A 21122-nucleotide genomic window follows, 5' to 3' on the forward strand; every position below is an offset into this window, starting at 1 on the left:
TTTGCCAAAAAATTATTTCCATGTCTGACAGATACGCTCAAAGAGGAGTTTCCGCAACCAAGGATGATGTACATGCTGCGATCAAGAATGTAGATAAGGGTCTTTTCCCACAGGCATTCTGCAAAATCGTACCAGACTTATTGACTAAAGACGATGAGTACTGTGCAATCATGCATGCTGATGGTGCAGGAACCAAGTCCTCACTGGCGTACATGTATTGGAAAGAAACCGGAGATATTTCGGTTTGGAAAGGAATTGCTCAGGATGCTGTGATCATGAACACAGACGACTTATTGTGTGTCGGTTGTACTGAAAACATCCTGTTGTCTTCTACTATTGGACGAAACAAAAACCTAATTCCTGGAGAGGTCATTTCTGCGATCATCAATGGAACAGAGGAAGTACTTCAAATGCTTCGTGATCAGGGAATTGACATCATCAGTACGGGTGGTGAAACTGCAGACGTTGGAGATTTGGTGAGAACGATCATCGTGGATAGTACGGTTACTGCACGAATGAAACGATCAGATGTGATCTCTAATGATGGAATACAACCTGGTGATGTGATTGTAGGTCTCGCTTCTTATGGTCAGGCAACTTACGAAAGTGAATACAATGGTGGAATGGGTAGCAATGGCCTTACTTCTGCCCGTCATGATGTATTCGACAAAGTATATCGTGATAAATACAAAGAGGCCTATGATCCTGCTGTAGCAACGGAGTTGGTATTCTCTGGAAGCAAAAAATTGACTGACAGTGTAGCTGGGAGCCCACTGGACGCTGGAAAACTGGTTTTAAGTCCAACCAGAACCTATGCCCCGATCGTCAAGAAAATATTAACTGAACTACCAGGCAAAGTGAATGGCATGGTTCACTGCAGTGGTGGTGCTCAAACCAAAGTGCTTCACTTCATCGAGAACCTAAAAGTGATCAAGGACAACTTACTTCCTGTCCCTCCGCTATTCCAATTAATACATGAAGAAAGTGGTACTAGCTGGAAAGAGATGTATCAGGTATTCAACATGGGTCACCGATACGAACTGTACCTTCCAGAAGAGTATGCTCAAGCGGTAATTGATATTTCTAAATCATTCAACGTGGATGCTCAGATCGTTGGTCGAGTGGAAACTGCTGATAAGAAAGAAGTAGAGATCATCACAGAAACTGGAACATACAACTACTAGTAATTCATGATTGTTTCCAAGCCAAAAACGCAAACACTCACAGCGTTGACTATCTTTTTAGTGCTGTGTTTTGCTTCGTTTTTCCTCCTGCTCAATAGTTTATTAAAAGAACCAGCATATTTCTATGTGAAGTTGATCTTAACACCATTGGTTCTAGTCATTGGTCTTTTGGTATTGGGGAAACTTCTTGGAGCCATCAAAGTAGTCAAATTCGGAGATAACAAGATCGTGGCATTTTACCCAATCAGCAGGATGCGTACGACGATTAACGTATCGGATGTATTAGGCTGGCATGAAGAAGTGGTAAAAACCAAAAATGGAGATTTCCGCGAAGTAAAAATCCTCTACACCAAAAAGAAAATCCTGAAGCTTTCTAACAGAGAAAACACGGAATATGATGCTGTGGTGAAATACTTGAAAAAGAAGGTGAAGTTTAAGAAGTAAATCATCGACCAGGTTTTCCAATCAACTCGAGAGCAGTTGATCGCAAAATACGCTCACCTAAGTTCCTTTATATCAACAGTGCTCCAGTAATAGCCTTTTGATTAATTCAACTCTAGTTGATAAATTGGAGAATGATCCAACCTTTCCTTTCCCGTTTGATATCATCATGTCTAATCCTGACATTGTTGATTTCTTTCACCTCATGTGTGCCAAAAGAACCTTCACTATCTTTTGATGTATCAATAAGTGATGGACTAGTAGATGATGCTAAAGATGGAAGGCTATTATTGCTATTATCCACAGATGACTCAAGAGAACCTCGTTTCCAGATAAGTGATGGCCCAAATACACAATTAGTTTTTGGTCAAAATGTAGATGGAATGGCTGCTAATCAATCCATCAGTTTCACTAAAGAACATTTTGGATATCCTATTGAAAGTCTGGCAGATTTAAAACCGGGAGAATATTGGGTGCAGGCATTGCTTCACACTTATGAGACATTTAATCTATCAACAGGTCATACCGTAAAACTTCCTATGGACAATGGAGAAGGTCAACAATGGAACCGATCACCAGGAAATCTTTACAGCACGCCCAAAAAGATCGTAATTGAAGCTGGGCAATCTGGCAATTTCAGCATTGCTATGGATCAAATAATTCCTCCAATCGAAGAACCAGAAGATACAGAGTGGATCAAACATATCAAGATGAAAAGTGACCTATTAAGTGAATTTTGGGGTCAAGATATGTATCTGGGAGCTCATGTCTTATTGCCGAAAGGCTTTAAGGAGCATCCAGAAGCGCGCTACCCACTCATGGTGTTTCACGGACATTTTCCGTCAGATTTTGGAGGTTTCAGAACCACTCCACCTGATCCAGATATGGAGCCTGATTATTCTGCTCGGTTCGGCATTTCTGGCTACAACATCATTCAGCAACAAGAAGCTTATAACCAATACCTACAATGGATCAGTGAAGACTCTCCTCGATTCATTATCATTGAAATTCAACATCCAACACCATATTATGATGACTCTTATGCGGTCAATTCGGCTAGTCAGGGTCCATATGGAGATGCCATCACCTACGAGCTAATTCCTTACATAGAAGAACAGTTTAGAGGCATAGGCGAAGGATGGGCAAGATTCCTTTATGGTGGATCCACTGGAGGTTGGGAAGCCCTTGCTGTGCAGGTAATGTATCCTGACGAATACAATGGATGCTTTGCTGCATGCCCAGACCCAATTGACTTTAGAGAGTACTGTCTGAATGACATCTATGAAGACAAGAACGCCTATTACTATCCTAGTTCACATAAAGAAGTATTAAAACCTGGTCATCGTGATTACCTGGGAGACGTTTCTTCATCCATCAGAGATTCCAACTGGAAAGAACTAGCCCTTGGAGATAAATCTCGTTCTGGACAACAATTTGATATCTGGGAAGCCACCTATTCTCCGCAAGGAGAGGACGGATATCCAGTGAGACTTTGGGACAAATACACTGGAGAAATAGACCATGATGTAGCGGAATACTGGAAAGAAAACTATGACTTAAGACACATTCTGGAAAGAGACTGGGACAAATTGGGTCCGAAACTTCAGGGCAAAATCAACATCTACTGTGGTGACATGGACAATTATTATCTCAACAATGCCGTGTACCTCATGGAAGAGTTTCTGAAGAGCACCACTGACCCATACTACGCTGGCGAAGTAGACTATGGAGATCGGGCAGAGCATTGCTGGAATGGTGATCAGGAAAACCCAAATCATATTTCACGCCTGCGCTACAACACCATGTACGTGGACAAAATCATGAAACGAATCAATGAAAGTGCTCCAAAAGGAGCTGATCTGACGAGCTGGAGATACAACTAATGAAAAAACTAATAGCTACCCTGAAGGAAAAGTGGGCTGAATACATTCTAGAAATTTTGGTGATTACCATTGGTATCGTTGGTGCCTTTCTACTCAATAGTTGGAATGAACAAGTAAAAGCTAATCATCAACAACAGGAGATTATAACTAACCTTCATGAGGAATTTGAGACCAATCTCGCATCTCTTGAAAAGCAGATATCTCGATTAGATCAAAAATCTAAGGTATGCGTATTCCTATTGGAGGTATCCGGACAAAACGATCTGCTTGATGAAATAGCGAACGCAGATAGTCTAATTCAAAAATTGTACGATAACCCCACATGGAATCCTAGTACCTATGTGTTATCAGATTTAAGAAACTCTGGTCAACTTAAATCATTGAAAAATGAACAGCTAAAGGAGCTACTTCATAATTGGGAACAGCACTACGAAAACCTTAAAGAATACTATGAATTGGAAATGAGCTTATATGACAACTTCTTTCACTTGATGGAAGAAAATGGATCTGCCAGAAATGCTATTTTCAAACAAAGACTTGGTTCAAGCACCTTAGCAAATGACAATCTGGAACTATTGATGAACCCTAAATTCGAGAATCAATTGTCTCACATTTTGATGATCACCGCGAGCCTCAATAGTATTTACACCAATCAAACGGTGGAGCTGATCAACCAAATTTTAAAAGAAACGGAATAGACTTAAACCATATTAGGTTTGACCTTGGCATTGAATAGCTGAATGGTGGTGCTACACAGGGCTAATCCAATGAGTAAAAACCCTGCTGTCCAATATGGCGAAATCTCCAGCATATTGGCATTCTCAGTATCAGAGAAAAAGCGAAAAAAAGAATTGATCTGCATGTAATTAAGAGCAATGATCAAAAAAATACTCATAGCATTGTAATGGCCGTTTTTCAGTTTACCAGGGTACTCTCTACGCTTCCTAAAGGACTTTACACCTACATAAATGGTCAAAACAAAAGGAACAAAAGCCAATCCAAGAAAGATCGTCAGCTTTATGGCTTTGTATTCATGAATTATTGGGGCCGCCAACATAAACAGAATCACTATTAAAACGGTAGTTAACAGCTGTGGCCAACGAAAGAAGTTAGTAAAAAAGGTAAAATGTGCCTTTCGCATTTGACGAATCAGATCCTTGATATACCGTGCATTGATGTCTTCGATTCTTGCATTCGGAAATACTCTGTCTGTTTTCACTATCGTTTCTTCCAGTGAATCTTCGGATTGCTCGTATGCAGTGGCATAATGATCCAGAACTTCTAAAAAAACCTCCTGGTATTTAAACGGCTTCTTGATCAGGTGATCCTTCAACAGATCAAGTTCTTGGGTAGTTATAGTTTTCATAGGATAGCTGGTTTTATTCTCTTCAGTATCATCGTCATGGATGTTTGAAACAAAATCAAAGCAACGAATAAAACCCCTGTTGTAAGCACAGAATTATACATCAGTAGATTAAACTCTTCATCAAACAATCTACACAACTGCGGTAATTGAATATAAGTGACAGAAAATCCAAAAGCCACTCCAAACAACTCTGCATGAGCATTCTTCAGCTTCGTTTTACCTCTTAGCCTTCTTACCGCCCAATAAAAATACAGGTAAAGCCCAATGATTGCAGGAATAACGGTAAGGAATACAAATACCGAAAACACAAGGCCTTTACTTGTCATCAAATATGGAGATAACAACATCAATACAGCTGCCGCTATAATGGTGTAAACAAGCTGTGGCCATCGGAAGTGGCCCATAAAAATGGTTCCGTGATTCTTGCGTAAACTTTTACGTAGATCGTTAAAGTACCTTGTATTAATCTCGCTTATTTTCCTATCTGGAAACTGCTCATCCATCTCTGAAATCACCTGACAGAATGTTTGGTCAGAGCATTCATAAGCCGTAGCATAGTGATCTAACACCTCATTATATACTTCTTCGTACTTGAACGGTTTTTCCAACAAGTGCTTTTTTAAGTCTTCTAACTCTTCAGGTTTGATCGTTCTCATTAGGCTAAAACAGGTTTAAACTTCAAACGAAACAATTGGTAACTACTCCAGCAAATGGCAAATCCCAGCAACAAAACAAATGAAGTCAGGTACATATTATCCTCCAAGATGGATTCCTCTGGATTTGGAATAACGCGAAGGTAAAGTCGATCTAAGATGAAGTAAAAAATCACATAGAGACCAAGTCGTCCTACCTGACTTAATTTACCATTTACAATCTTGCCAGGCAGCTTCCGATCCATTCGTCGTGACACAAACATGACATAAAACATAAATAAGTATGGAGTAATGTAAAAGACCACAAATAGCGTCTGAGCTACTATTTGATAATTGAAAAATATCGGTCCCGCCAGGAAAAAAAGTAGAGAAACCCCCAGTGTCATTAGAAATTGAGGCCATTTAAAATACCCAATAAACAAGCCTAAATGTGCCTTATACAATTGACGCTTTACATCTTTGATAAATAGCTGATCAATCTCCCTTATTTTCTTATCCGTGAAGTGCTTGTCCTGCTCTCTGATTACATCATATAATCCCAGGTCAGATTGTTCATAAGCAGTAGCATAATGATCAATTACCTCATTGTAAACTTCCTCATATCGGAATGGCTTTGTCCCAAGGTATTCTTTGAGCGTATCGAGTTCTGTTTTCGTTATCGTTTTCATTGATGGCTAGGCTTGAGATTGAGTAATAGACTAAGATTATTCAGGAATCCCGCCAATTCATCCAGTTGAGATGAGACACTCTTTTGCCCATCTTCAGATAGCAGATAGTATTTTCGAACTCGACCCCCCACCTTCTGAGACTCTGAAGTAATCAGACCATCAGCTTCTAATTTGTGAAGCGCAGGATACAATGCTCCTTCGGTGATTTGCATTTCACCTTTGGTCATCTCTTTTACGTGCTGAGTGATTTCATAGCCATACATCTTTTCATGATCGCTGAGCAGCTTCAGGATAATGACATTCAGGCTTCCTTTGATGAGTTGTTTGTTTTCCACAAATCAAATATAATGAACAATACCTAATTTTCTTAGGTATTGACTTATGAACTTTTACCCGATGTATGACATTTTATAGATATCACCTTGCTGGCAATGATTTAGATCAGGTATTTCTCGCTGCTAGTTTCCTGATGATTATCTTTGTATCGTGTAATTGTCAAATTACCATTAAAGACAGAACGAAATGGCAAAAGTATCTACAGAGCCGAGAGTGCTCAACAAACCTAAACTCAAGCAGGAAATCAATTTCATGTTGATCCACCTACTTCCATTAGGTGCACTGTTTACAGGAGCTACTTTTTTTGATTGGATGTTGTGTATCGGTCTTTATGTATTCAGAATGTTCTGGATCACAGGAGGCTATCACAGATATTTCGCACATAGATCCTATAAAACATCCCGATGGTTTCAGTTTGTGATTGCCTTTATGGCACAAACGTCTGCTCAAAAAGGAGCTCTTTGGTGGGCTGCTCATCACCGAGTGCACCACAGAACAAGTGACACCTATGACGATCCACATTCTATGAAGCATTATGGCTTCTGGTACTCTCACGTAGGCTGGATCATTGGTCCTGACTATAAAGAAACGGATTACAAACTAATTGGAGATTTTTCTAAGTATCCTGAATTGGTTTGGTTGAACAAATACTACCTGGTACCTCCATTTATACTTGCCTTGGTTGTTATGGCACTTGGAGGAATTGTCAACGGAGGCAGTATCCTTGAAATGTTCTCAACAGCAGGTTTTTCTGCATTATTCATAGGGTTTTTCTTAAGTACAGTGATCACTTATCATGGTACTTTCAGTATCAACTCTATTATGCACAAGTTTGGAAAGCAACGCTACCAATCTGATGATGAGTCTAAAAACAGCTTGTGGTTGGCTCTTTTGACATTAGGAGAAGGATGGCACAACAATCACCACTACTATGAGTCTTCTGCAAGACAAGGATTCTTCTGGTGGGAAATTGATATTACCTATTATGTATTGAGAACCTTCGCCTTCTTTGGACTGATTTGGGACCTAAGAGGAGTTCCTGATCACATCAAATACTCCAAGAATAAAGAAGAAGCCAAAGAACTAGCGAAAAAGGCCAAAGAAGCAGCATAAGACATTGATCCATTGAGGATGTTTTTAGTAAAAAGCATCCTCAATGTGTTCTATACCCTCTCCGGGTTTAATGGCTACAATATCAAAACGAATGTCTTTGTGCCAGTCTATCCCAAAAATGTACTCTTCCGCAGCATTGATAATAGATCGCTCCTGAGCTCTTGACACAAAGGACTCTGGCTCGCCGTAATCATCGCGTTTTCTCAGTTTCACCTCAAAGAAGACCAATAGCTCATTATTGAGCAAGCCAATTAAATCTATCTCTCCTCGTCGATGACGATAGTTACGCTCAATGATCTCGAATCCCTTATTCTGAAGGTAGGAAACCGCTAAATCTTCACCATATTTGCCCTTATTTTTAAAATTCATGGTTCATAAAGATAAGAGTTAACTGATCATTTTTTGAAATTCATGAATTTGAAACTTCCAATAGAGATATCCTGTTGGAGAGTAATACTGACGAAAAAGTGACTAACCAGAATAAAAAAACGCGTTTTATCAACCTTGGCTTAAAGGACTACAAAGAGACCTGGAACTACCAGGAGGAGTTGTTCAAAGAGCAGGTGGATCGAAAGATTGCTAATCGCAAACTTCCTGAAGACGAACGAACACCAACAGACAATGTGGTGCTTTTTTGTCAGCATCCGCACGTATATACATTAGGTAAAAGTGGCAAACCAGAGCATTTACTCCTGGATGCCGAAGGTCTTGAAGAGAAACACGCTAGTTATTACAAAATCAATCGTGGTGGAGACATTACCTATCACGGACCCGGACAGCTGGTTGGATATCCCATCATTGATTTGGACAATTTCTTTACAGACATTCATAAATACCTTCGACTCCTTGAAGAGGCAATCATCCTGACCTGTGCGGACTATGGTGTAAAGGCCGGTCGCATCGACGGGCTTACAGGAGTTTGGATCGATTTTGAGGACATTGATAAAGCCAGAAAAATCTGCGCAATGGGAGTTAAATGCAGCCGCTGGGTGACTATGCATGGTTTTGCTTTCAATGTTACCGCTGATTTGAATTATTTTGGCAACATCATCCCTTGTGGGATCGATGATAAAGCCGTGACCTCACTGGATAAGGAAATAGGATTAGTTCCAGATATGAAAGAGGTGGAGGAACACGTAAAAGGTCATATTGTAGATTTGTTTGGAATGGAGCTTGTAGAAGAATGAAATAAGCATAACCCTAATTCTCCCATTTTAAAGAACTAGCAGCATAAGGATTAACGCGAATTCCATGTGACCGATGAAATCAAAAATTTAATTCATGAAAAAGGACATCAATTTTCCCCAAATTGAAGACGTATTTGTAAGTGTAGTGAAGGATGATGAAGGTTGGAAAGTTTACCTTCTTAATCGTACTGATAAGGCATTAGATACCGTCATGATCACAAGCAAAGGCTATGGTGTTAAAGAAGGCAAAGAGCAGAAAACATCTGTCCTTAGACACATGATGCCAAAAATTGAAGCTGGTGAATACGCACTCGTTGAACCAATCGCAGAGGAAGTCTTTCACCTAAATAACGAATATTGGGTGAGCTTTTACATTGATGGGCAGCTCTACGACAAGAAGTATATTTTCGTTCCTGAAACCATCATCAAAGAAAATCTTAGTTTCATTCCAGAGTTGAAACTTCAAGGAGTTTTACATCAGTAAGATGATCTAAATTTTCGTTTTCACTCCATGCCGATAGCCTTGCAGAACGCTCACAACATGCAGGGCTAACTCGCTTGGCTTGATGGATGCTGGCAAATTACGGGCAGTAAAAAGCGTTCGTTGAGTTGGTTCATTTCTTGGAAGGAAATCTTCACTGAAGTTCGGAATCTTGAACTTAGGAATCAAACTAATAAAAGCTCCTGACAAATAAGAAGGAATCAACATGTTGCTACCATGCACCCCAATACATAGATGTGATGATGCATAGTGCTCACACCACTTTTGTTCGTTCTGTGTAAACGAATCATAATCCATTCGTTGGTCATCAAGGAACGAATATCTTAGACCTTTTCCAATACCAATTGCAGTCCATTTAGCCTGAATAGATTGATTGACATGACGAATCAGCTTTTTGTATATGGATCTTTCTTTTCTCTGAAGATACTTCTTAAGTAAGCCGGAACCTGTCTTTTTCCACACTAGATAGAGCCATTGATCACTTTTTGAAGATAGGCACATGCGATCTTCACGTAGCAATATTGTAATTTCAAAGGGTTCTCCTTCTGCAAATCGTTGGAAATCAAACGGCTGCACTTTAGTGAAAGCTGTCAAGTCCACTTCACCAAGATCAAGTGCCATATCGGTTTCAACCAATTCTATTTGTTGGTAATTGGTTAATTGATTTTTAACAAATTCATGGAAGCCATTCAGCTCGTAATCTTGATTGGAGAAGGATGTTTTAACCAACCAAACTTCATCAACGTAATCTGGAACGAAGTGCTGAAAATTGGAATGAATAATGACGACCAACTTTGAATCTGATTCTTCATATCGAGCAGCATTAAATAGCTTATACAAAGCATGGCCATAGCATGCATCTAGACAGTTTAAGACAATGAGATTGGAACTTCGAGAATCCGATAGTTGCACAACTTCATACGCTGCATTATAACCTTCTTTGCTAAGTACCGTATCAACAAATGGTTGAGATAACCAATTCCGAAATCGCGGATTATCGTTAATGACCTCTCCATTAGTTGTTATCTCCACTGGATTGGCCAAAAAGTGGCCGGATGGAAAAGCTTCAATATGGCTCCTGCTGGTGATGGAGACATGATGCCCATGAAACCTTACTTCCTTCTCCCCTTGTTCAAGAAGTAAGATTTTATCTCCTTTGATTACCAATTCTGCCATATAGCAAGTTTACAAAAGGATCATAAATAAAATATTGACTACCAAAAAATTAACCGCAGAGTACACTGAGCCAACAGAGACTTTTCCTCAATTAGAAAAGAGAAAGTGGTGTACAAATGTATCATTAGTAACTGATCAGATCTAGTAATAAAGGTCCCCTCAGTCATCTTGGCGTTCATTGTGGTTTTTAAAGAAATATACTGACAACAAACCCAAAATGTAAAGAATTACCACATACACAATTATTATATAGAAATGGGTAAATTCAGGAAGCATATCTTTGCTACACTTGAAATTACCTAACCTGAAACCCTCCATATGGATCATCGACTGAGAAACCTGCTCATTCTGGATATAGAAACAGTAGCTCTCACAAAAGAGTATCAAAAACTTAACGCTGACCTGCGCAAACATTGGGAAAGAAAATCTAGCTTTCTAAAAAACGACGATGAATTGACAGCCGAGGAGTTGTTTTCAGAAAAAGCAGGCATCTATGCAGAATTTGGGAAGGTAATCACAGTGGCTTTTGGCATCTTTCATGAATTACCTGATGGTAATCTAGCTCTACGAGTCAAATCGATGGCAGGAGATGATGAAGAGAGCTTGTTGACAGAAATTAAGGACTTTTTGGAAACAAAATTTGACCCTGAGAACTTAAGACTATGTGCACACAATGGAAAGGAATTTGATTTTCCGTATCTTAGCCGCAGAATGCTCCTCAATGGGATAAAGCTTCCCTATGTGCTCGACAATTCTGGCAAGAAGCCATGGGAAGTAAATTTTCTAGACACCATGGAAATGTGGAAGTTTGGCGATCGAAAAAACTTCACCTCACTCGATCTACTGACAACCATTTTTAACATCCCCTCAAGCAAATCCGATATAGATGGATCGTTGGTAAACCAGGTTTACTATGAAGAAGAAAACGGGCTTGAGCGCATCAGAAAATACTGTCAGGGGGATGTAATCGCTACCGCACAGCTTTTTTTGAAAATGAATGCGCTGCCCGTAGTAGATGAAAAAAATATTACAATAGTTAGTTAACTCTATATGAGTAAAAAGAGAAAAAAACAGAAAGGCGGAAGGCCTTCTAAAAATACAGCAAACGCAAAATTGCTAAAAGACAGAGTACGCGGAGTATTTGCGCAACACCTTGGCGAGCGATTCAGCTACCGCCAGTTGATCAAAAAATTAGGATTACGAGACAAAAAGTCAAAAGAAATGCTGAAAGACATTCTTTTCAGCATGGAATCAAACGATAAAATCAAAAAAGCTCCGGACGGCAGATTAGTTAGTTCTTATGACGCTCCTGAAGTGATTGGACGTGTGGATCATGTTAATTCACGATTTGCCTATATCATTAGCCCAGATTCTGAAGAAGACATTTGGGTAAAGTCTGAAGATCTCAATTATGCGATCGATCAGGACACCGTAAAGGTACAGATCACGCGACCTGCCTCGGACGGATTCCGACCTGAAGGGAAAGTGGTAGAATTGGTTGAGCGTGCAAAAGATGAATTTGTAGGTAAAATTGAAGTCTCTGAAAAATTCAGTTTTGTAGTTCCCGATAATAGAAACATTCACTTTGATGTGATGGTCTTTCCTGAGAAAATCAAAAAGGCCAAGCACAATGACAAGGTGATTGTGAAAATCTCCAAGTGGCATGATAAAAAGAACAGAAGTCCACTAGGAGAAATCATTAATGTCTTAGGACCTGCTGGTGAGAATGATGCTGAGATTCACTCCATCATGGCAGAGTTTGGTTTACCATTCCAGTTCCCTCAAAATGTGGAAGAAGCTGCGGAGAAGATCCCTGTAGAGATTTCTAAAGAGGAAATCTCTTACAGAAGAGACTTCCGAACCATCACGACATTTACCATTGACCCGGAAGACGCAAAGGATTTTGACGATGCTTTGTCAGTGGAAAAACTGGATAATGGTGATTATGAAATTGGCGTGCACATTGCAGATGTATCTCATTATGTAAAACCAAAATCAATTCTTGAAAAAGAAGCGCTACAGCGAGCTACTTCTGTTTATTTGGTAGATAGAACTATCCCGATGCTTCCCGAGAAGTTGTCCAATGGTCTTTGTTCACTTAGACCTAACGAAGACAAGCTGACCTTTTCTGCTTCTTTCGTCATGGACACGGAAGGCAAGGTGAAAAAGAAATGGTTTGGAAGAACCATCATTCACTCAGATAGACGATTCACTTATGAGGAAGCTCAAGAGCGAATAGAGTCTGGTGAGGGTGACTATGCAGAGGAAATTCAACTGCTAAATGGTATTGCTCACAAGCTAAAGGATAAGCGCTTTAAAAATGGAGCAGTAAACTTTGAGACCACTGAAGTCAAATTCAAGTTGGATGAAAAAGGCAAACCAATTGCGGTGATTCCGAAAGTGAGAAAAGACGCTCACAAGATGATTGAAGAATTTATGCTCCTTGCCAACCGTGAAGTAGCTACCCATATCTACAAATGGGGTCGAGGAGAAAATGGCAAGTATACCTTCGTCTATAGAACTCACGATGATCCGGATCCAGAGAAATTGGATGGCTTTGCAAAGTTTGCAGCGAAGTTTGGACACAAAATGAATGCGGGAGGAAACATCTCCAGCAGTTTAAATAAACTGCTAGGTGAAGTAGAAGGAAAACCAGAGCAGAATGTTCTGGAATCGCTGGCTATTCGCTCTATGGCGAAAGCGAAATACACTACCGATCCAAAACCACACTTTGGTCTAGCATTTGAACATTATACACACTTCACTTCACCCATCCGAAGGTATCCGGATGTGATGGTTCACAGATTACTTTGGCATTATCTCAATGATGGTAAGCCTGTGGAAGTGGAGCCAGAGGAAAAAAAATGTGTGCACTCGTCAGAGCGTGAAAAGAATGCTGCTGATGCTGAAAGAGCATCCATCAAATACAAGCAAGTTGAGTTCATGCAAAGCATGCTTGGAGAAGATTTTGAAGGAATTGTTTCTGGTGTCACTGAGTGGGGTATTTTTGTCGAAATCACCGAAACCAAATGTGAAGGAATGGTTCGTCTGGCGGATTTGACTGATGACTTCTACGAGTTTGATGAGAAAAACTATCGAATCATTGGCAAGCGCAATAAAAGAATCATCACTCTTGGTGACAAATTAACTGTTAAAGTAGTTAAGACTGATATCGATCGAAGAACGATTGATTTAGACCTTGTGAACATCGAAGAATGACCGACATCAAATCACTGCAACAACTGATTGGAGAAGAAATAGACAAACTCCAGTTTGGTGATAACCCTAAAGAACTTTACGAGCCAATCTCTTACATTTTATCACTTGGTGGCAAAAGAATGCGCCCTCTTTTGGTGCTCCTAGGCTACCAAATGATGAAAAATGATCCTCAATCGATCATTAGAGAAGCTCTCACAGTTGAGGTCTTTCACAACTTTACCTTGATGCACGATGACATCATGGATGAAGCTCCACTGAGAAGAGGTATGCCAACAGTTCACGAAAAATGGAACAGTACTGTAGCCATACTAAGTGGAGATACCATGCTGGTAAAAGCTTATGATCTTCTTTTAGGTGTAAAACCCGAATTACTCCCAGAAGCCATTAAACTTTTCAATAAATGTTCGGTAGAGGTTTGTGAAGGTCAACAGATTGATATGAATTTCGAATCTGAAGATGCGGTATCTATCGATGCCTATATCAACATGATTCGTTTGAAAACCGCAGTTCTGCTTGGGTTCAGTTTAGAGTTTGGAGCCTTGATGGGTGGTATGTCGGAAACCAGCCGGAAACAGCTTTATAAAATCGGTGTGAAAATGGGTATCGGATTCCAGCTAATGGATGACCTCCTCGATGTATATGCTGATCAAAGCAAGTTTGGCAAACAAGTAGGTGGAGATATCATTTCCAACAAAAAGACATTCTTACTAATCAAAGCACTCGAACTTGCTAATGCTGAACAAAAACAAGCATTAGATAACTGGATTGGTAAGGAAGAATTCGACTCTGCCGAAAAAGTACAGGCAGTAACTGCCATATATGACGAAATCGGCATCAAAGAGCTCACCACTGAGTTGATGAACCGTTATTTTGATGAGTCTTTTGATTTATTAGAATCGTTAGACTCCCGTGAAGAAGGCAAGGCTATGCTGAAAGGTTTAGCCATGCAGTTAATGAAAAGAGAAAAATAAATGTCAGTAACCTTAGTTATCATCGCTCTAACAGTTTTAATCAGCTTAAGAGCACTCAATAATCCTGTAATGCTTCAGAAATGGATGATGAACCCCTATATGGTTTTTCATCGCAAAGAGTTCTGGCGTTTGATTTCATCAGGATTTATCCATGGAAGTTTTATTCACCTGGGATTCAACATGTTCACTTTCTATTTCTTCGGAAGAGTGGTAGAGCAAGTTTTTACAGAACTAATGGGTGAGATGGGAATGGTTATTTATGTGCTATTCTATATTTCTGCAATTATTATTTCAGACTTACCTGGAGCATGGAAAAAGAAAGATCAAATCAACTACAACAGCCTTGGAGCTTCCGGTGCTGTATCAGCTATGGTGTTTGCCAGCATTTTATATTTTCCCCTCAATGACATTTGTCTTTATGGACTACTTTGTATCCCAGGGTTTATTTTGGGAGTCGTTTATGTAATCTACTCTTACTTCCAGGGCAAAAACATGAGTGACAACATTAACCATGAAGCACATCTATTTGGAGCTTTATACGGCGTGATCTTTGGCATTGCTGTTTATCCTCCATCCGCAATGGAATTCGTTCGACAAATCAGCAATTACAGCATTTTTTAATTAACCTATTTGGGACTCACCCCGTATACAAAGTCCCAGTTAAGCAGACTAAATGGAAAAAATTCAGATAACCTATCAAACAGCATCCAAAGAAGAATTAACTAAAGAGGAACAATCTTTAATTGATAAAGCAATAGCGGCTCTTGACGGAGCTCATGCACCTTATTCCAATTTTCATGTAGGAAGTGCTGTATTATTGGAAGATGGAAGTATTGTCACTGGCAATAATCAGGAAAATGCAGCCTACCCATCAGGCTTATGTGCTGAGCGAGTTGCATTATTTGCTGCCAAAAGCCAGACTAAGCAACCTGTCAGATTGATTGCCATCGTAGCAAGAAATCAAAAAGGGAATGCTGCCGATGCCTTTTCATGTGGCAATTGCCGTCAGGTGATGATGGAATACGCCAATGAGCAAGAAACTCGTATTCGGATCATCATGGGAGACCATAATGGCAATTATGTGGTTCTTGATGACGTAAGAAATCTGCTTCCGTTCTCGTTTTATTCCCGATCACTCAATTAAAATGATTCATTTAAGGTTTATTAACACATAGTTAACATCCCTACCCCAACTTGCAGCGTTAATAAAGCAGTCTACTCAGTCGGAGTAGAATCCTCTTTATATCAGACCTGAAAGGGTCACATGTAAAAAATATGTTTCAGAACGGAGTATAGCTTTCTATACTCCGTTTTTTTGTGTCTACCACTGAAAGCTGCATCAAACACTCCCTTTTGTCTGCGGAAACTATTTACTTTGCCACAAATTTTTCAAAACCATGGAAAACGAAAAGAGAGAATCGCTGAATTTCATTGAACAAATGATCGAAAATGACCTGAAGAGTGGTAAACACCAGGCCATTCAGACGCGTTTTCCTCCAGAACCTAACGGTTATCTACACATCGGTCATGCCAAGTCCATTCACCTGAACTTTGGTCTGGCTGAGAAATTCAATGGGAAGTGTAATCTTCGTTTTGACGACACCAACCCAGAGAAAGAAGATGTAGAGTACGTAGACTCTATCAAGAGTAACGTAAAATGGCTAGGCTTTGACTGGGATGGTGAATTCTATGCCTCAGACTATTTCCCACAGTTGTATGCTTTCGCTGTGCAATTAATCAAAGACGGCAAAGCCTACGTAGATGATTTGAGCAAAGAAGAATGGAATGAAATCAAAGGAACACCAACAGTTCCTGGAAAGGAAAGTCCATTTAGATCGAGATCAGTAGAAGAGAATTTGCAACTCTTTGCTGAAATGAAAGATGGCAAATATCAGAATGGTGAGAAAGTACTTCGAGCTAAGATTGATATGTCGTCACCTAACATGCACATGAGAGACCCTGTTCTTTACAGAATCAAGCATGTGGAGCATCACCGTACTGGAAATGATTGGTGCATCTATCCTTCATACGATTTTGCACACGGACAGTCCGATAGTATCGAACATGTGACTCACTCACTATGTACCTTAGAGTTTGAAGTGCATCGACCGTTATATGAATGGATTATTGAACAACTAGAAATATTCCCTTCTAAACAAACGGAGTTCGCAAGACTAAACCTGTCTTACACGATTGTAAGTAAGCGAAAGCTTTTGGAATTGGTAGAAGGTAACTATGTAGCTGGATGGGACGATCCTCGTATGCCAACAATCTCCGGCATCAAAAGGCGTGGTTTTACTCCTGAGTCTATTAAAAACTTCGTGAAGAAGGTTGGTGTAGCGCGTAGAGACGGCATTACAGATGTGGCTGTACTCGAGCATGCGGTTAGAGAAGACCTGAATAAGAAAACCAATAGAGTATTCGGAATCCTGGATCCAGTGAAGTTGGTGATCACCAACTGGCCAGAAGATAAAGAAGAAACGCTGACAGCTGTCAACAATCCAGAAGACGAATCTGCAGGCACCAGAGATATGATGTTCGGTAGAGAAATCTATGTAGACAGAGCAGACTTCATGAAGGATCCTCCAAGTCCTAGAAAGTGGTTTAGACTGGGTCCTGACAGAGAGGTTCGTTTGAAATATGCGTACATCATCAAGTGTACTGGGTTTGATGAGGATGAAAATGGTGAAGTAACTACCATTTATGCTGAGTACGATCCAGAAACCAGAAGTGGTCAGGACACGAGTGGAAAGAAAGTGAAAGGTACTTTGGGATGGGTTTCTGTTAAGCATGCAGTGAATGCAGAAATCAGACTATACGACCGCCTCTTCAAAACTGAAAACCTGAACGATATTGACGATGATTTCAAAAATCATTTGAACCCCGATTCTTTGGAAGTAAATACTAAAGCGGTACTAGAAGGGTCACTAGCTTCTGCTAAAATTGGTGATACTGTTCAGTTTGAGCGTGTAGGATATTTCAGAGTAGATGAAGATTCTACTGATGACAAATTAGTCTTCAACAGAACGATCACTCTTCGTGACAACTGGGAAAAACAGCAAGGAAAATAAAGTTACCGAAACCGGTAACCATAAATAAGAGTATAAAGGAGGATGAAGTATTTTTTCATTCTCCTTTTTTTATTCTGAGGATTCTTAGTTTCTGCACAACGAGAATTTCCGACTCTAAGCAAAATCTAGCAACAGTGACGGAAGAAACACTCTAAACTCTTTTCCCCGAGACAATTGCCGGACAAGAATTACCAGCAGGATATCACAACCTTCTTAATATCCCAGAAAAGGAGCAGTGATTCTTAATCAAGGCACACCACTTTGACGAACATACAATTATGAGTCCTCTAAAGATATACTAGAGTTTGACCTATTAGTAGAAAAGTTATCGGTTTATATGCAGACCCTGATTCTCGATGTGGTTCCCTATGATGCAGTGCTCCACTTTATGTAGCAAAATGTTCATGTGAAGTTCCCAATCAAGACCCGTACAAATCAGCGAATTAAAACTTTCATTCAAGATAGTTACGAACCAACTTATCTAAAGGAGCGGATGACTACTTCAATGCTGCTCATCATCTTTTAATGCTTCAAGAAGCCTATGAGCTCGCGCTAGAGTTATCGAACAAGAGCCTCTCAAATACCAAATCAGCACACGGCATTGGTCAAAAAGCCGAAATACTATACAAACTCGAACGTGTCTCTGAAGCACTTAAAGTGGCCAATGATGGCTATCAGTGGGAAATAGACCATAGGATGGATGGCCAATATTTCAAGAAGATGATTGGGAGGTTTAAAGAATAGTTAGTCTTGTTTTTTCTCTTCTTTAATGCACACTCCCAGAATTCCAAAACTAAGAGTCAATGAAGTGAACATAATGACATAAACTAGTAAAAACACCATTTTACTCCACTGAAGAGCTAAATTGGAGCTTTCCGCGATTACATTAAATACATCATCTCGCCCCCATTCTCTTATTAATGCCGCTTTACTATCATACATCGCCAATCCTGATGCTAATTCACCCTGGGGCCAAAGTGGAAACAAGAGTGACTCAGACCCCGGAGTGCTCACTACGTAAAACCCGAAGAGTTGTAGGTATACAATCAAGAATACAAAAAACGAAACTGCTAAAAGTATGGTGATACGAGTTGCAGACTTCACTGACAACTGCTGTAACTTATTCTTATTGAGCCATAAAATAAGTAGACTAAGCACTCCTAATGACTCCATAACCGTCGCATACATCACCGAAGAAGTGCCAGGGGGAACGCCTACTTCTGTGATCAATACAGCAATACCCGGAACAAGTGCGAATGTGCCAGAAGCGGCAGTTAAAATGGTTCCACTCTTCTTCATCAGAATTTCACAAAGACTTTTTGAGAGGGTTGAACACTAAGTGGCTGTGTATAATGAATGATGGATTTGAAGTCGTCATTGATACGAAACAGTATTCTGAAAACCGTTTGATCTATCAAAACATGTGTATTCGTAAACCCTGAATTCACCCGAAACCTTAATAGCTCTGATTCTTTGTTATCTAGTTCTTGTCCATCAAAATCACGATTCCAGACTCTATTAGGAATTAAATAGACCTCTGCACCATTGGGGTCGGATTCAATTTCTAGCTGAATTGACTTTAAGTTAACGCCTCCGTATTCATAAGACCGCTCCTTAATCTTGTACTCGGACTTCCAGGGCAGTTTTTTGACCTTCTTCGTCTGTTCCATGGTACAGGTAAACATCAAATTAGAACTTGCCAACTCTGAAGGGATAAGTACGCCAAAAAGAATTCCTTCAGAATCAATATCCAATGGCTGTAATAACTCAGACTCCCAATTAATAGTATCATTGATCAATCTCAATTTGTAGCCCTCTATTTCCCATCCGTATCCACTGATGGATTCTACAGGCACATGAGTATAGACCATTTCATGATCTCCTGATTGAGACCATAGAGTGTAGCAAGCAACAAAATAAAACGAAGTAAATAAAATCCTGAAAATCATAAAATTGAGCTGGTGTTTGTCTTAGACAAATTAGGCAAAACCAACTTTCATCGCAAACAACTCATTCGTTGTTTTAGGATTTAGGCTAACTATTTCTATCTCGTATTTGAAGAAATTCGTTTAATCAATAAAAAAGGGTCGTATTTGGCGACCCTTCTAATTTCTAATAATTCCTATAATAGGCACGTATCTTTGATATGACCTGATCATATATGGGAGCGGTAAACTCTTCGAACATCCATTGCGGATTGGGTATGGAAGCTTCTACGGTATTCACCATTTTCAATTCTTCCTCGCTCAAAGCGCGCTCATCTCCATTATAAGATGCCCACTGAATTGACCAGGTATATTCACTTGGAAATTTCTCCTGGGTGATTACTTTTTTCAAGTCATTGTCCAAGACTTTAAAGTCAAGCAAGCCAGATCCCGTAATTGCTTTCTGCTGCACCGTCAATTTTGCTTTAACTGTACCGTAGATATCTTCACCATTTCTAGTCGCGATTACCACACTATCTCTGCTTACATCTCTAGTGTCTTTGCTACTGTACACATTGCCCAATGTAAATCTGTCAAACTCCATTCTTATAATATGGTCCACATAATCTAGTTTCTCAGCATCGGCCTCCTCAGGAGTATAGAACCTGACGTATTCGTTAATTCTTTGATTATGTAAATATTCATTGATCTTATTTACAAAGAACTCATGCTTCAAATTGAACATTCTTGTTGGTGCGGGAATCGGCTCTACCACCACTCTTAAGGTGGCATAGTAAATTGCTTCTTGTAGCTTCTCCTCCACATCTTTATATCGTGGCACATAATCTCGAACAACAAGAAAATGTTGATGTGCTTCAATGGCCTTTGTACGGTTTTTCTTGTACTGGAGTGCAGACACACCCATATCATATCTAACATCAGCCGCTTTCTGCTTAGCCTCATTAAGCTGACTGCTGTATTGGACAGGATTAGGAACTACGTCTCTGCAACCAGGGCAACGCATTATTTCTTCAGATAGATAGTTGATCTGCTGATAATTCCCAGCAATAACCTCCCACTTCATTGGATCATTAGAAGAATTGGCTTTTATAATATTATTCAAATGCATCTCCACAGCATACCGATATCCTTTTTTCAGAGTTGCCAATGCATTTTTAGAGTCCTCATTAGATCTTAATCGATTGATCGCTTGAGTCACGGCTTTGTCATAATCGCCCCTCTTAAGAGCTTTTTTACCACTGGCACAGCCAAATAAGCTACCTATGACGACCAAGATCAGTATAAATTGTAGTGACTTTCTCATGATTAGGTGTTTGATGGTACTAAGATACCAATACCAGAAATAATGCCAATTGAAATTTACCCTCTTAAATTAGTCTAGTTTTTTATTGGAAAATTTCATATTT

General features: G+C 39.8%; 23 protein-coding genes. 14 read left to right on the plus strand and 9 right to left on the minus strand.

Translation table 11 applies throughout. The annotated features are described in order from the left end of the window. Positions 1-20 precede the first annotated feature (20 nt). The 4 genes from NXS00_RS12110 (at position 21) to NXS00_RS12125 (ending at position 4206) form a co-directional block, all read left to right on the plus strand. Positions 21-1184, plus strand: coding sequence for an AIR synthase related protein (locus NXS00_RS12110; RefSeq protein ID WP_258099467.1), 1164 nt, complete (start codon positions 21-23; stop codon positions 1182-1184). 6 nt (positions 1185-1190) lie between these two features. Beyond that, entirely contained in the window at positions 1191-1628 is a 438-nt protein-coding gene (locus NXS00_RS12115) for a hypothetical protein (RefSeq protein ID WP_258099468.1), read from the plus strand. 131 nt (positions 1629-1759) lie between these two features. Beyond that, positions 1760-3508, plus strand: coding sequence for an alpha/beta hydrolase-fold protein (locus NXS00_RS12120; RefSeq protein WP_258099469.1), 1749 nt, complete (start codon positions 1760-1762; stop codon positions 3506-3508). Continuing rightward, a complete protein-coding gene (locus NXS00_RS12125) occupies positions 3508-4206 on the plus strand; it encodes a DUF6090 family protein (RefSeq protein ID WP_258099470.1) in 699 nt (232 codons plus the stop codon). The genes NXS00_RS12120 and NXS00_RS12125 overlap by 1 nt, the downstream gene beginning before the upstream one ends. A gap of 2 nt (positions 4207-4208) precedes the next feature. Here NXS00_RS12125 and NXS00_RS12130 read toward each other — a convergent pair whose 3' ends face one another. The 4 genes from NXS00_RS12130 to NXS00_RS12145 are packed head-to-tail and all read right to left on the minus strand — an operon-like array spanning position 4209 to position 6530. Next, positions 4209-4874, minus strand: coding sequence for a hypothetical protein (locus NXS00_RS12130; protein WP_258099471.1), 666 nt, complete (start codon positions 4872-4874; stop codon positions 4209-4211). Beyond that, positions 4871-5530: a hypothetical protein gene (locus NXS00_RS12135; RefSeq protein WP_258099472.1), complete on the minus strand. Its 660-nt coding sequence runs from the start codon at positions 5528-5530 to the stop codon at positions 4871-4873. The genes NXS00_RS12130 and NXS00_RS12135 overlap by 4 nt, the downstream gene beginning before the upstream one ends. Beyond that, entirely contained in the window at positions 5530-6195 is a 666-nt protein-coding gene (locus NXS00_RS12140) for a hypothetical protein (RefSeq protein ID WP_258099473.1), read from the minus strand. The genes NXS00_RS12135 and NXS00_RS12140 overlap by 1 nt, the downstream gene beginning before the upstream one ends. After that, a complete protein-coding gene (locus tag NXS00_RS12145; RefSeq protein WP_258099474.1) occupies positions 6192-6530 on the minus strand; it encodes a PadR family transcriptional regulator in 339 nt (112 codons plus the stop codon). Before NXS00_RS12145 ends, NXS00_RS12140 begins: the two co-directional genes overlap by 4 nt. A gap of 187 nt (positions 6531-6717) precedes the next feature. Between NXS00_RS12145 and NXS00_RS12150 the strand changes: the two genes are divergently transcribed. Beyond that, on the plus strand, positions 6718-7644 hold the full coding sequence (locus NXS00_RS12150; RefSeq protein WP_258099475.1) for an acyl-CoA desaturase: 927 nt from the start codon (positions 6718-6720) through the stop codon (positions 7642-7644). A 24-nt stretch (positions 7645-7668) separates the two neighbouring features. Here the strand turns inward: NXS00_RS12150 and NXS00_RS12155 are convergent, their stop codons facing one another. Beyond that, positions 7669-8013 (minus strand): YraN family protein, encoded by a 345-nt coding sequence (locus NXS00_RS12155; protein WP_258099476.1) that lies wholly within the window; start codon positions 8011-8013, stop codon positions 7669-7671. 74 nt (positions 8014-8087) lie between these two features. Here NXS00_RS12155 and lipB point away from each other — a divergent pair, with 74 nt between their 5' ends. Continuing rightward, positions 8088-8831: a lipoyl(octanoyl) transferase LipB gene (gene lipB, locus NXS00_RS12160; RefSeq protein WP_258099477.1), complete on the plus strand. Its 744-nt coding sequence runs from the start codon at positions 8088-8090 to the stop codon at positions 8829-8831. Between the two features lie 94 nt (positions 8832-8925). Next, entirely contained in the window at positions 8926-9315 is a 390-nt protein-coding gene (locus tag NXS00_RS12165; protein WP_258099478.1) for a hypothetical protein, read from the plus strand. Between the two features lie 6 nt (positions 9316-9321). Here the strand turns inward: NXS00_RS12165 and NXS00_RS12170 are convergent, their stop codons facing one another. Continuing rightward, complete coding sequence (locus NXS00_RS12170; protein WP_258099479.1) at positions 9322-10509, minus strand: hypothetical protein; 1188 nt, start codon at positions 10507-10509, stop codon at positions 9322-9324. Between the two features lie 318 nt (positions 10510-10827). On the opposite strand from NXS00_RS12170, the gene NXS00_RS12175 reads away from it, so the two are divergent. From NXS00_RS12175 to NXS00_RS12205, 7 genes are all read left to right on the plus strand, one after another. Beyond that, positions 10828-11553 (plus strand): 3'-5' exonuclease, encoded by a 726-nt coding sequence (locus tag NXS00_RS12175; RefSeq protein WP_258099480.1) that lies wholly within the window; start codon positions 10828-10830, stop codon positions 11551-11553. 6 nt (positions 11554-11559) lie between these two features. Next, positions 11560-13728 carry a ribonuclease R gene (gene rnr / locus NXS00_RS12180; protein WP_258099481.1) on the plus strand — a complete coding sequence of 723 codons (2169 nt, stop codon included), beginning with the start codon at positions 11560-11562 and terminating at the stop codon, positions 13726-13728. Then, positions 13725-14699, plus strand: a complete 975-nt coding sequence (locus tag NXS00_RS12185; RefSeq protein WP_258099482.1) for a polyprenyl synthetase family protein — start codon at positions 13725-13727, stop codon at positions 14697-14699. Before rnr ends, NXS00_RS12185 begins: the two co-directional genes overlap by 4 nt. Further along, a complete protein-coding gene (locus NXS00_RS12190; RefSeq protein ID WP_258099483.1) occupies positions 14700-15320 on the plus strand; it encodes a rhomboid family intramembrane serine protease in 621 nt (206 codons plus the stop codon). A 52-nt stretch (positions 15321-15372) separates the two neighbouring features. After that, entirely contained in the window at positions 15373-15843 is a 471-nt protein-coding gene (locus NXS00_RS12195; protein ID WP_258099484.1) for a cytidine deaminase, read from the plus strand. Between the two features lie 253 nt (positions 15844-16096). Next, on the plus strand, positions 16097-17770 hold the full coding sequence (locus NXS00_RS12200; protein WP_258099485.1) for a glutamine--tRNA ligase/YqeY domain fusion protein: 1674 nt from the start codon (positions 16097-16099) through the stop codon (positions 17768-17770). A gap of 525 nt (positions 17771-18295) precedes the next feature. Further along, the gene (locus tag NXS00_RS12205) at positions 18296-18514 is read left to right on the plus strand and encodes a hypothetical protein (RefSeq protein ID WP_258099486.1); all 219 of its coding nucleotides are present in this window, start codon (positions 18296-18298) and stop codon (positions 18512-18514) included. Here NXS00_RS12205 and NXS00_RS12210 read toward each other — a convergent pair whose 3' ends face one another. From NXS00_RS12210 to NXS00_RS12220, 3 genes are all read right to left on the minus strand, one after another. Beyond that, positions 18515-19069, minus strand: coding sequence for a hypothetical protein (locus NXS00_RS12210; RefSeq protein ID WP_258099487.1), 555 nt, complete (start codon positions 19067-19069; stop codon positions 18515-18517). Continuing rightward, positions 19069-19719, minus strand: a complete 651-nt coding sequence (locus NXS00_RS12215) for a hypothetical protein (RefSeq protein ID WP_258099488.1) — start codon at positions 19717-19719, stop codon at positions 19069-19071. Before NXS00_RS12215 ends, NXS00_RS12210 begins: the two co-directional genes overlap by 1 nt. Before the next feature lie 163 nt (positions 19720-19882). Continuing rightward, positions 19883-21019, minus strand: a complete 1137-nt coding sequence (locus tag NXS00_RS12220; protein ID WP_258099489.1) for an outer membrane protein assembly factor BamD — start codon at positions 21017-21019, stop codon at positions 19883-19885. Between the last annotated feature and the right edge of the window lie 103 nt (positions 21020-21122).

The sequence above is a fragment of the Marinoscillum pacificum genome, assembly GCF_024714495.1.
GTDB lineage: Bacteria > Bacteroidota > Bacteroidia > Cytophagales > Cyclobacteriaceae > Marinoscillum > Marinoscillum pacificum.

What these genes read in the sequence shown, in the direction of transcription:
- NXS00_RS12155 (WP_258099476.1), bottom strand. Translation starts at nt 8,013, where the DNA reads ATGAATTTTAAAAATAAGGGCAAATATGGTGAAGATTTAGCGGTTTCC.
- NXS00_RS12110 (WP_258099467.1), top strand. Translation starts at nt 21, where the DNA reads ATGTCTGACAGATACGCTCAAAGAGGAGTTTCCGCAACCAAGGATGAT.
- NXS00_RS12125 (WP_258099470.1), top strand. Translation starts at nt 3,508, where the DNA reads ATGAAAAAACTAATAGCTACCCTGAAGGAAAAGTGGGCTGAATACATT.
- NXS00_RS12150 (WP_258099475.1), top strand. Translation starts at nt 6,718, where the DNA reads ATGGCAAAAGTATCTACAGAGCCGAGAGTGCTCAACAAACCTAAACTC.
- NXS00_RS12170 (WP_258099479.1), bottom strand. Translation starts at nt 10,509, where the DNA reads ATGGCAGAATTGGTAATCAAAGGAGATAAAATCTTACTTCTTGAACAA.
- NXS00_RS12195 (WP_258099484.1), top strand. Translation starts at nt 15,373, where the DNA reads ATGGAAAAAATTCAGATAACCTATCAAACAGCATCCAAAGAAGAATTA.
- NXS00_RS12205 (WP_258099486.1), top strand. Translation starts at nt 18,296, where the DNA reads ATGCTTCAAGAAGCCTATGAGCTCGCGCTAGAGTTATCGAACAAGAGC.
- NXS00_RS12215 (WP_258099488.1), bottom strand. Translation starts at nt 19,719, where the DNA reads ATGATTTTCAGGATTTTATTTACTTCGTTTTATTTTGTTGCTTGCTAC.
- NXS00_RS12140 (WP_258099473.1), bottom strand. Translation starts at nt 6,195, where the DNA reads ATGAAAACGATAACGAAAACAGAACTCGATACGCTCAAAGAATACCTT.
- rnr (WP_258099481.1), top strand. Translation starts at nt 11,560, where the DNA reads ATGAGTAAAAAGAGAAAAAAACAGAAAGGCGGAAGGCCTTCTAAAAAT.
- NXS00_RS12175 (WP_258099480.1), top strand. Translation starts at nt 10,828, where the DNA reads ATGGATCATCGACTGAGAAACCTGCTCATTCTGGATATAGAAACAGTA.
- NXS00_RS12130 (WP_258099471.1), bottom strand. Translation starts at nt 4,874, where the DNA reads ATGAAAACTATAACTACCCAAGAACTTGATCTGTTGAAGGATCACCTG.
- NXS00_RS12115 (WP_258099468.1), top strand. Translation starts at nt 1,191, where the DNA reads ATGATTGTTTCCAAGCCAAAAACGCAAACACTCACAGCGTTGACTATC.
- NXS00_RS12185 (WP_258099482.1), top strand. Translation starts at nt 13,725, where the DNA reads ATGACCGACATCAAATCACTGCAACAACTGATTGGAGAAGAAATAGAC.
- NXS00_RS12220 (WP_258099489.1), bottom strand. Translation starts at nt 21,019, where the DNA reads ATGAGAAAGTCACTACAATTTATACTGATCTTGGTCGTCATAGGTAGC.
- NXS00_RS12165 (WP_258099478.1), top strand. Translation starts at nt 8,926, where the DNA reads ATGAAAAAGGACATCAATTTTCCCCAAATTGAAGACGTATTTGTAAGT.
- NXS00_RS12200 (WP_258099485.1), top strand. Translation starts at nt 16,097, where the DNA reads ATGGAAAACGAAAAGAGAGAATCGCTGAATTTCATTGAACAAATGATC.
- NXS00_RS12210 (WP_258099487.1), bottom strand. Translation starts at nt 19,069, where the DNA reads ATGAAGAAGAGTGGAACCATTTTAACTGCCGCTTCTGGCACATTCGCA.
- NXS00_RS12135 (WP_258099472.1), bottom strand. Translation starts at nt 5,530, where the DNA reads ATGAGAACGATCAAACCTGAAGAGTTAGAAGACTTAAAAAAGCACTTG.
- NXS00_RS12120 (WP_258099469.1), top strand. Translation starts at nt 1,760, where the DNA reads ATGATCCAACCTTTCCTTTCCCGTTTGATATCATCATGTCTAATCCTG.
- NXS00_RS12190 (WP_258099483.1), top strand. Translation starts at nt 14,700, where the DNA reads ATGTCAGTAACCTTAGTTATCATCGCTCTAACAGTTTTAATCAGCTTA.